Annotated in this window: 11 protein-coding genes; all 11 read left to right on the top strand. The window is 56.5% G+C overall.

All coding sequences use genetic code 11. The annotated features are described in order from the left end of the window. Positions 1 to 132 (top strand): phage tail protein (locus ABZJ92_RS18115; protein WP_171527176.1); only part of this gene is annotated, 132 nt, incomplete at its 5' end. After that, entirely contained in the window at positions 129 to 530 is a 402-nt protein-coding gene (locus ABZJ92_RS18110; protein WP_001079407.1) for a phage minor tail U family protein, read from the top strand. The genes ABZJ92_RS18115 and ABZJ92_RS18110, both read left to right, overlap by 4 nt. Before the next feature lie 10 nt (positions 531 to 540). After that, positions 541 to 1,281, top strand: a complete 741-nt coding sequence (locus tag ABZJ92_RS18105) for a phage tail tube protein (protein ID WP_000211126.1) — start codon at positions 541 to 543, stop codon at positions 1,279 to 1,281. A 58-nt stretch (positions 1,282 to 1,339) separates the two neighbouring features. Then, positions 1,340 to 1,726, top strand: a complete 387-nt coding sequence (gene gpG, locus ABZJ92_RS18100; RefSeq protein WP_000478927.1) for a phage tail assembly chaperone G — start codon at positions 1,340 to 1,342, stop codon at positions 1,724 to 1,726. Between the two features lie 8 nt (positions 1,727 to 1,734). Next, positions 1,735 to 2,064 carry a phage tail assembly protein T gene (locus tag ABZJ92_RS18095; RefSeq protein ID WP_001161004.1) on the top strand — a complete coding sequence of 110 codons (330 nt, stop codon included), beginning with the start codon at positions 1,735 to 1,737 and terminating at the stop codon, positions 2,062 to 2,064. Then, positions 2,036 to 5,077, top strand: coding sequence for a phage tail tape measure protein (locus ABZJ92_RS18090; RefSeq protein ID WP_000371983.1), 3,042 nt, complete (start codon positions 2,036 to 2,038; stop codon positions 5,075 to 5,077). Before ABZJ92_RS18095 ends, ABZJ92_RS18090 begins: the two co-directional genes overlap by 29 nt. Then, positions 5,077 to 5,406 (top strand): phage tail protein, encoded by a 330-nt coding sequence (locus tag ABZJ92_RS18085; protein ID WP_000447264.1) that lies wholly within the window; start codon positions 5,077 to 5,079, stop codon positions 5,404 to 5,406. Before ABZJ92_RS18090 ends, ABZJ92_RS18085 begins: the two co-directional genes overlap by 1 nt. Beyond that, positions 5,406 to 6,104, top strand: a complete 699-nt coding sequence (locus ABZJ92_RS18080) for a phage minor tail protein L (protein WP_001152490.1) — start codon at positions 5,406 to 5,408, stop codon at positions 6,102 to 6,104. The genes ABZJ92_RS18085 and ABZJ92_RS18080 overlap by 1 nt, the downstream gene beginning before the upstream one ends. Before the next feature lie 4 nt (positions 6,105 to 6,108). After that, entirely contained in the window at positions 6,109 to 6,852 is a 744-nt protein-coding gene (locus ABZJ92_RS18075; RefSeq protein ID WP_000194740.1) for a C40 family peptidase, read from the top strand. Continuing rightward, positions 6,816 to 7,391 (top strand): tail assembly protein, encoded by a 576-nt coding sequence (locus ABZJ92_RS18070; protein WP_005105520.1) that lies wholly within the window; start codon positions 6,816 to 6,818, stop codon positions 7,389 to 7,391. Before ABZJ92_RS18075 ends, ABZJ92_RS18070 begins: the two co-directional genes overlap by 37 nt. A 60-nt stretch (positions 7,392 to 7,451) precedes the next feature. Continuing rightward, positions 7,452 to 9,525, top strand: a 2,074-nt coding sequence (locus ABZJ92_RS18065; RefSeq protein WP_353765454.1) for a TipJ family phage tail tip protein, incomplete at its 3' end; no start/stop codon positions are given.

The raw sequence follows: 9,525 nt of genomic DNA, 5'->3' as shown, positions 1-9,525 counted from the left end.
GTGAAAATCCCGCTGTCCGGACCGCTGACACAGGCATTTGAAGATGCCCGCGACCGCATCATTGCTGCGGAAATGCCGAAACAGCTGGGGTATGCCCTGAAACAACAACTGAGGTTACATCTGAGTAAATGAACCGACACACACAAATCCGTCAGAGCGTGCTGGCACGCCTTCGGGAACAGTGTGGAGACAGCGCCACGTTTTTTGACGGGCTTCCGGCATTTATTGATGCGCAGGAACTGCCCGCCGTGGCGGTGTGGCTGAGTGATGCGCAGTACACCGGAAAAATGACGGATGAGGACGACTGGCAGGCTGTTCTGCATATTGCCGTTTTCGTCCGTGCACAGGCGCCGGATTCTGAGCTGGATACGTGGATGGAGAACACCATATTTCCGGCCATGAAGGATATTCCGGTGCTTTCCGGACTCATCGACACCATGATCCCACTCGGTTTTAACTATCAACGTGATAATGAGATGGCCACCTGGGCGATGGCGGAAATCACGTACCAGATCACGTACACGAATTAAGGAGGTGGTAATGACCACACCAAATCCACTGGCAAAGACGAAAGGTGCGGGGACGACGTTCTGGATGTATACCGGCAACGGCGATGCGTTTGCGAACCCTTTGTCGGACACTGACTGGCTGCGTCTTGCGATGGTGAAGGATCTGCAACCTGGCGAAATGACCGCTGATGCAGAAGATGACACTTATCTCGATGATGAAGATGCAGACTGGAAAACGACAACCCAGGGGCAGAAATCCGTTGGTGATACTTCGGCGACGCTGGCCTGGCGTCCGGGTGACAGCGGGCAGAAAAAACTGGTTCAGTTGTTCGACTCCGGTGAAGTCTGCGCGTTTCGTATCAAATATCCCAACGGCACTGTTGATGTTTTCCGCGGCTGGCTGAGCTCACTGGGTAAAACCATTGCCTCAAAAGACGTGATGACCCGCACTGTGAAAATCAGCGGTGTGGGGCGTCCGTATCTGGCAGAGGAAGGCACTGAAACCGTGGGTGTTACCGGACTGACGGTGGCACCGGCATCTGTCAGTGTCAAAGCGGGAGCAACCACCACACTGACCTTTACAGTAAAACCTGACGGGGCCAGTGACAAAGCGATCAGTGTGCATTCGTCAGATCCTCAGACTGCTTCGGTGACCCTGAGCGGGCTTGTGGCCACGGTGAAAGGCGTGAAGCAGGGCAGTGTCAGCATCGTGGGCATGACCTCTGACGGAGAGTTTGTGGCAGTGGCTGCGGTGACCGTCAGCGCACCATAACAGGACGATACTCATCATTGCCCCGGTTATCCGGGGCTTTTTGCATCCGGAGAACATGATGTTTCTGAAACAGGATACGTTTAATTATGAAAAACAGTCCGTGGTGCTCAGTGAGCTGTCCGGGCTGCAGAGAATTGAATATCTGACGTTTGTTCAGCAGCGAACGGCAAAGTTTGATGCACAGGAGGGAGAACTGCCGGAGGCTGAACGACAGATTGCTTTTCTGCGTATGGGAATGGATATCAATGCCTGGCTGGTTTCCCGCTCACTGTGGAATGCTGAGCAGTCTCAGGATGTTGAGACGCTTTGCGCATCCATTATGACAACATGGTCGTATGATGCGCTGGGCGCGGGGGCGGAGAGGGTTCTGTCGCTGAGCGGTATGGGGACCATTGAGAATGCCGGGGATGATGATCATGAGGCGCTGACGCCGGAAAAGTCCTGACGCGGGAAATGCAGTTTGTCATGCGGCTTGCCCGGGAGTTCCGGCGGGCAGACTGGCGGCGGATGCTGTCGGATATGTCGGCCACTGAGCTTGGTGAGTGGGGCGATTATTTCCGGATGCAGAGCTTCAGTGATGTGTGGATGGATGCGCAGTTTGCCTCGCTGAAGGCATTGATCGTGAGAATGGTGTCCGGCAGCAGCGATGCTGCGGTGGCTGATTTCAGCCTTTTACCGGAAGAGAACGGGATACCGGAGCGAACGGACGAAGAACTGATGCATCTTGGGGAAGGTATTTCCGGAGGTGTGCGTTATGGACCAGATAGCCAACCTGGTCATTGATTTGGGGATTGATGCGGCAGAGTTTAAAAATGAAATTCCCCGTATCAAAAACCTTCTGAATGGTGCAGCCAGCGATGCAGAACGGTCTTCTGCCCGTATGCAGCGTTTTATGGAGCGTCAGACTCAGGCGGCCCGGCAGACAATGCAGGCGGCTTCTTCGGCTGCAACAGCAGCATCAGCCCATGCGCAGACGGTGGAGAAGAATGCACGGGCTCATGAACGCATGGCCCGTGAGGTGGAACAAACCCGTCTGCGCGTGGATGCCCTGAATCAGAAAATGCGCGAGGAACAGGCGCAGGCCAGGGCACTGGCGGAGGCGCAGGATAAAGCGGCTGCCGCCTTTTATCGCCAGATTGACAGTGTGAAACAGGCCGGTGCGGGGCTTCAGGAATTACAGCGTATTCAGCAGCAGATCCGACAGGCCAGAAACAGTGGCGGGGTTGGTCAGCAGGATTATCTGGCGCTGATTTCGGAGATCACGGCGAAAACCCGTGCCCTGACGCAGGCAGAGGAACAGGCCACCCGGCAGAAAGCGGCGTTTATCCGCCAGCTTAAAGAGCAGGCAACCCGCCAGAATCTGTCGTCTTCTGAGTTGCTTCGCGCCAGGGCGGCTCAGCTGGGGGTAAGCAGTGCTGCAGAAGTGTATATCCGCAAAATGGAGCGGGCAGGAAAAGCCACACATTCGCTGGGGCTGAAAAGTGCGGCAGCCCGGCGGGAGCTGGGGGTGTTAATCAGTCAGATGGCGCGAGGCAATTTTGGTGCGCTGAGGGGATCCGGGATAACGCTGGCTAACCGTGCCGGATGGACAGGCGCACTGATGTCGCCGAAAGGCATGATGACTGGCGGCGTTATTGGCGGACTTGTCGCGGCGGTCCTGGGTCTGGGTAAAGCCTGGCATGACGGCCGGAAGGAGGGCGAGAAATTTAACCGTCAGCTGGCGCTGACGGGACATTATGCCGGTGTCACTGTCGGGCAGTTGTGGAAACTCAGCCGGGCCATATCCGGGAATGGTATCACGCAACATGCGGCAGCCGGTGCGCTGGCACAGGTGGTGGGCAGTGGGGCATTTCATGGAAACGATATTGGTATGGTGGCGAAAGCTGCCGCACAGATGGAGCGATCGGTTGGCCAGTCGGTCAGCGATACCATAAATCAGTTTAAGCGGCTGAAGGATGATCCTGTAAATGCCGCGAAGGCGCTGGACAATGCGCTGCATTTTTTGAATGCCACTCAGCTTGAGCAGATACGCGTCCTTGGGGAGCAGGGGCGGTCCAGTGATGCGGCCCGGATCGCCATGTCTGCGCTGGCAGAGGAAACCGGTAAACGCACATCTGATATTGATAATAATCTCAATGCGCTGGGTAGTACGCTGCAAACCTTGTCTGACTGGTGGAAGCAGTTCTGGGATGCGGCCATGAATATTGGTCGTGAAGACTCGCTGGATGCGCAGATTGATGCGTTACAGGAAAAAATTCAGCGCGCGAAAAAATATCCGTGGACAAACGCCTCCACACAGGTGGAGTACGATCAGCAGCGTCTTAACGATCTTCAGGAGAAAAAACGCCGGAAGGATTTGCAGGATGCAAAAGCGCAGGCAGAACGGAATTACCAGGAGCAACAGAAACGCCGGAATGCTGAAAATGCCGCGCTGAACCGGATGAATGAAACGGAAGCTGCACGACATCAGCGGGAAATTGCGCGTATTAATGCCATGCAGTACGCCGACCAGGCTGTCAGGGATGCGGCGATACAGCGTGAAAATGAACGTTACGAAAAAGCCATTAAGAAAAATACACGGGCAACCCGTAATGATGAGGCCACCCGGTTATTGCTGCAGTACAGTCAGCAGCAGGCACAGGTGGAAGGGCAGATTGCTGCTGCCAGACAGTCAGCAGGCATTGCCACTGAAAGGATGACTGAAGCGCATAAACAGCTTCTGGCCCTGCAGCAGCGCATCAGCGACCTGGACGGGAAAAAGCTGACGGCAGATGAAAAGAGTGTGCTGGCCCGTAAGAATGAGCTGATTCAGGCGCTGACGCTGCTGGATGTGAAACAGCAGGAGCTGCAGAAACAGACAGCGCTTAACGACCTGAGAAAAAAAACGGTTCAGCTGACCAGCCAGCTGGCAGACAAAGAACGTGCACTGCGTGAGCAGCACAATCTGGATATTGCCACTGCAGGTATGGGGGATAAGCAGCGGCAGCGCTACCAGGCACAGTTGCGCATCCGGCAGGAATACCGGCAACAGTTGCAACAGCTTGAGAATGACAGTCGCCAGAAAGGCACTTACGGGACGGAGGACTACCGGAGGGCTGAGGAGGTGCTGAAGGGGAGCCTGAAGCGACAACTGAATGAAAACAAACGCTACTGGCAGGAACTGGAAGTGGCGCAGGGCGACTGGAAAAACGGTGCCATGCGGGCGTTTCAGAATTTTACGGCGGATGCGGATAATGCGGCGGGAACGGCAGAACAGATGTTTACAGTGGCATTCAGCAGTGCCGGTAATGCACTGGCGACATTCTGTACCACCGGTAAGCTGAATTTTAAATCCTTCACCTCTTCCCTGTTGTCAGATATGGCCAGAATTATGGCACAGATGGCCATGATGCAGGCGGTAAAGGGCGTCGGTTCTTTATTCGGCTTCACGACTAATGCTGATGGCGGTGTTTACCAGTCTGCTGATTTGAGTCGCTACAGTGGCACGGTGGTTAACCGTCCGACGTTTTTTGCTTTTGCAAAAGGCGCGGGTGTGATGGGGGAAGCGGGACCTGAAGCCATTCTGCCACTGCGTCGCGGTGCTGATGGTAAGCTGGGGGTTGTGGCGGATACTGGTGGTTCAGGCATGGTGATGTTTGCCCCGCAGTACAACATTGAGATCAATAACGACGGCACGAACGGGCAGATAGGTCCGGCTGCCCTGAAGGTGGTTTATGACCTCGGGAAAAAAGCGGCCGCGGACTTTATGCAACAGCAGGCCCGTGATGGTGGCCGGTTAAGTGGAGCATACCGGTAATGGAGACGTTTCACTGGAAAGTGCGCCCGGATATGAATGTGGTATCAGAGCCGAAAGTGGTGACAGTGAAGCTGGGCGATGGTTATGAACAGCGTCGTGCGGCGGGACTGAATAACCAGTTGTCGACTTACAGCGTGACGATACGTGTTCGTAAAGGTGAACACCCATCTTTAAAAGCCTTTCTGGAACGGCACGGTGGCGTCCGCGCATTTCAGTGGACGCCACCTTATGACTGGAAACTGATCAGGGTGGTTTGTCGTAAATGGTCGGCAAGCGTGGGGGCGTTATGGGTGACTGTAACGGCCGATTTTGAACAGGTGGTGAACTGATGCAGGATATCCGGCAGGAAACACTGAATGAATGCACCCGTGCGGAGCAGTCAGCCCGGGTGGAGCTCTGGGAAATCGATCTGACAGAGGTCGGTGGTGAGCGTTATTTTTTCTGTAATGAGCAGAACGAAAAAGGTGAGCCGGTCACCTGGCAGGGGCGGCAGTATCAGGCATACCCCATTCAGGGGTCGGGGTTTGAACTGAACGGCAGGGGCTGTGCTGCCCGTCCGACACTGACGGTCTCTAACCTGCACGGCATGGTCACCGGGATGGCGGAAGATCTGCAGAGTCTGGTCGGCGGAACGGTGGTCCGGCGTAAGGTTTACGCCCGTTTTCTGGATGCGGTGAACTTCGTCAACGGAAACAGCGACGCCGATCCGGAACAGGAGGTGATCAGCCGCTGGCGCATCGAGCAGTGCAGCGAACTGAGCGCGGTCAGTGCCTCTTTTGTGCTGGCCACACCAACGGAGACGGATGGCGCGGTTTTCCCGGGGCGTATCATGCTGGCGAATACCTGTATGTGGACTTACCGTTCTGATGAGTGTGGTTACACGGGCAGGGCAGTGGCTGACGAGTTCGACAAACCAACAACGGATATCCGGAAGGACAAATGCAGCAAGTGTATGCGCGGGTGTGAGTTGCGCAACAATACCGGTAATTTCGGCGGTTTCCTTTCCATCAATAAACTTTCTCAGTAAATCCATGACACAGACAGAATCAGCGATTCTGGCGCACGCCCGGCGATGTGCGCCAGCGGAGTCGTGTGGCTTCGTGGTGAGAACGCCGGAGGGAGACAGGTATCTTCCCAGCGAGAATATCTCCGGTGAGCCGGAGGAACGGTTCCGGATGGCTCCGGAGGACTGGCTGCGGGCACAAATGCAGGGTGAGATTGTGGCACTGGTCCACAGTCATCCCGGTGGTCTGCCCTGGCTGAGTGAGGCTGACCGGCGGCTGCAGGTGCAGAGTGATTTGCCGTGGTGGCTGGTCTGCCGGGGGACGATTCACAAGTTCCGCTGTGTGCCGCATCTCACCGGGCGGCGCTTTGAGCACGGGGTGACGGACTGTTACACGCTGTTCCGGGATGCTTATCATCTGGCGGGGATTGAGATGCCGGATTTTCATCGCGGGGATGACTGGTGGCGTCACGGTCAGAATCTCTATCTGGATAATCTGGAGGCCACAGGGCTGTATCAGGTGCCGTTGTCATCAGCACAACCGGGCGATGTGCTGCTGTGCTGTTTTGGTTCATCGGTGCCGAATCATGCCGCCATTTACTGCGGCGATGGTGAGCTGCTGCACCATATTCCTGAACAACTGAGTAAACGAGAGAGGTATACCGACAAATGGCAGCGACGCACACACTCCCTCTGGCGTCACCGGGAATGGCACGCATCTGCCTTTACGGGGATTTGCAACGATTTGGCCGCCGCATCGACCTTCGTGTGAAAACGGGGGCTGAAGCCATCCGCGCACTGGCCACACAGCTCCCGGCGTTTCGTCAGAAACTGAGTGACGGCTGGTATCAGGTGCGCATTGCCGGGCGTGATGCAGGTGAAACCGAATTGTCTGCCCGTCTTAATGAGCCGCTGGCAAATGGTGCAGTGATCCACATAGTACCGCGTCTGGTGGGAGCTAAAAGTGGCGGTGTGTTTCAGGCGGTGCTGGGGGCAGCTGTTATGGCGGTTGCTATATGGATGCCGGGGGTAGGAATTATGGCGAGTAATCTGCTGTTTTCTCTCGGTGCCAGTATGACGCTTGGCGGTGTTGCACAGATGCTGGCACCGAAAGCCAGAACTCCCCGTACACAGACAACGGATAACGGCAAACAGAACACCTGTTTCTCCTCACTGGATAACATGGTTGCCCAGGGCAATGTTCTGCCTGTTCTGTACGGTGAAATGCGCGTGGGGTCGCGGGTGGTATCTCAGGAGATCAGCACGGCAGACGAAGGGGATGGTGGTCAGGTTGTGGTGATTGGTCGCTGATGCAAAATGTTTCATGTGAAACCGCCTGCGGGCGGTTTTGTCGTTTATGGAGCGTGAGGAATGGGTAAAGGCAGCAGTAAGGGGCATACCCCGCGCGAAGCGAAGGACAACCTGAAATCCACGCAGTTGCTGAGTGTGATTGATGCCATCAGCGAAGGGCCGGTTGACGGTCCGGTGGATGGATTAAAAAGCGTGCTGCTGAACGGTACGCCGGTCCTGGATAGCGAGGGGAAGACAAACTTTTCCGGTGTTACGGTGGTGTTCCGCGCCGGCGAGCAGGAGCAGACACCGCCGGAGGGGTTTGAATCTTCCGGCTCAGAGACTGTGCTGGGTACGGAAGTGAAATACGACACGCCGATCACCCGGACCATCACGTCGGCAAACATTGATCGTCTGCGCCTGACCTTCGGTGTGCAGGCACTGGTGGAAACCACCTCAAAGGGGGACCGGAATCCGTCGGAAGTCCGCCTGCTGGTTCAGATACAGCGTAACGGTGGCTGGGTGACGGAAAAAGACATCACCATTAAGGGCAAAACCACTTCGCAGTATCTGGCCTCGGTGGTGGTGGGTAACCTGCCGCCGCGCCCGTTTAATATCCGGATGCGCAGGATGACACCGGACAGCACCACAGACCAGCTGCAGAACAAAACGCTCTGGTCGTCGTACACCGAAATCATCGATGTGAAACAGTGCTACCCGAACACGGCGCTGGTCGGCGTGCAGGTGGATTCAGAGCAGTTCGGTAACCAGCAGGTGAGTCGCAATTATCATCTTCGCGGGCGCATTCTGCAGGTGCCGTCGAACTATAACCCGCAGACGCGGCAATACAGCGGTATCTGGGACGGAACGCTTAAGCCAGCATACAGCAACAACATGGCCTGGTGTCTGTGGGACATGCTCACTCATCCGCGCTACGGCATGGGGAAACGTCTTGGTGCGGCAGATGTGGACAAATGGGCGCTGTATGTCATCGGCCAGTACTGCGACCAGTCAGTGCCGGACGGATTTGGCGGCACGGAGCCGCGCATCACCTGTAACGCTTACCTGACCACACAGCGTAAGGCGTGGGATGTTCTCAGTGATTTCTGCTCGGCGATGCGCTGTATGCCGGTATGGAACGGGCAGACGCTGACGTTCGTGCAGGACCGACCGTCGGATAAAGTGTGGACCTATAACCGCAGTAATGTGGTGATGCCGGATGATGGCGCGCCGTTCCGCTACAGCTTCAGCGCCCTGAAGGACCGCCATAATGTCGTTGAGGTGAACTGGATTGATCCGGACAACGGTCATGAGACGGCGACAGAGCTTGTGGAGGACACGCAGGCCATTGTCCGTTACGGTCGTAACGTCACGAAGATGGATGCCTTTGGCTGTACCAGCCGGGGACAGGCGCACCGCGCCGGGCTGTGGCTGATTAAAACGGAACTGCTGGAAACGCAGACCGTGGACTTCAGCGTCGGCGCAGAAGGGCTTCGCCATGTACCGGGTGATGTCATTGAAATCTGCGATGATGATTATGCCGGTATCAGCACCGGTGGTCGCGTACTGGCGGTGAACAGCCAGACCCGGACGCTGACGCTCGACCGTGAAATCACGCTGCCGTCCTCCGGTACCACGCTGATAAGCCTGGTTGACGGAAATGGCAATCCGGTCAGCGTGGAGGTTCAGTCCGTCACCGACGGCGTGAAGGTGAAAGTGAGCCGGGTTCCTGACGGCGTTGCAGAATACAGCGTGTGGGGGCTGAAGCTGCCGACGCTGCGCCAGCGCCTGTTCCGCTGCGTGAGTATCCGTGAGAACGACGACGGCACGTATGCCATCACCGCCGTGCAGCATGTGCCGGAAAAAGAGGCCATCGTGGATAACGGGGCACACTTTGACGGTGACCGGCGCGGCACGGTGAATGGTGTCACGCCGCCAGCGGTGCAGCATCTGACCGCCGAAGTCACCGCAGACAGCGGGGAATATCAGGTGCTGGCGCGATGGGACACGCCGAAGGTGGTGAAGGGTGTGAGCTTCCTGCTTCGCCTGACCGTGGCAGCGGACGACGGCAGTGAGCGGCTGGTCAGCACAGCCAGGACGACGGAAACCACATACCGCTTCAGGCAGCTGGCGCTGGGGAATTACAGTCTGATAG

Source organism: Shigella sp. FJ200513, from assembly GCF_040495915.1.
Lineage (GTDB): Bacteria > Pseudomonadota > Gammaproteobacteria > Enterobacterales > Enterobacteriaceae > ECMA0423.
The sequence above is the reverse complement of the archived record's forward strand: the minus strand, read 5'-3'. Positions and strand labels throughout refer to the sequence as shown.

What these genes read in the sequence shown, in the direction of transcription:
- ABZJ92_RS18110 (WP_001079407.1), top strand. Translation starts at nt 129, where the DNA reads ATGAACCGACACACACAAATCCGTCAGAGCGTGCTGGCACGCCTTCGG.
- ABZJ92_RS18105 (WP_000211126.1), top strand. Translation starts at nt 541, where the DNA reads ATGACCACACCAAATCCACTGGCAAAGACGAAAGGTGCGGGGACGACG.
- gpG (WP_000478927.1), top strand. Translation starts at nt 1,340, where the DNA reads ATGTTTCTGAAACAGGATACGTTTAATTATGAAAAACAGTCCGTGGTG.
- ABZJ92_RS18095 (WP_001161004.1), top strand. Translation starts at nt 1,735, where the DNA reads ATGCAGTTTGTCATGCGGCTTGCCCGGGAGTTCCGGCGGGCAGACTGG.
- ABZJ92_RS18090 (WP_000371983.1), top strand. Translation starts at nt 2,036, where the DNA reads ATGGACCAGATAGCCAACCTGGTCATTGATTTGGGGATTGATGCGGCA.
- ABZJ92_RS18085 (WP_000447264.1), top strand. Translation starts at nt 5,077, where the DNA reads ATGGAGACGTTTCACTGGAAAGTGCGCCCGGATATGAATGTGGTATCA.
- ABZJ92_RS18080 (WP_001152490.1), top strand. Translation starts at nt 5,406, where the DNA reads ATGCAGGATATCCGGCAGGAAACACTGAATGAATGCACCCGTGCGGAG.
- ABZJ92_RS18075 (WP_000194740.1), top strand. Translation starts at nt 6,109, where the DNA reads ATGACACAGACAGAATCAGCGATTCTGGCGCACGCCCGGCGATGTGCG.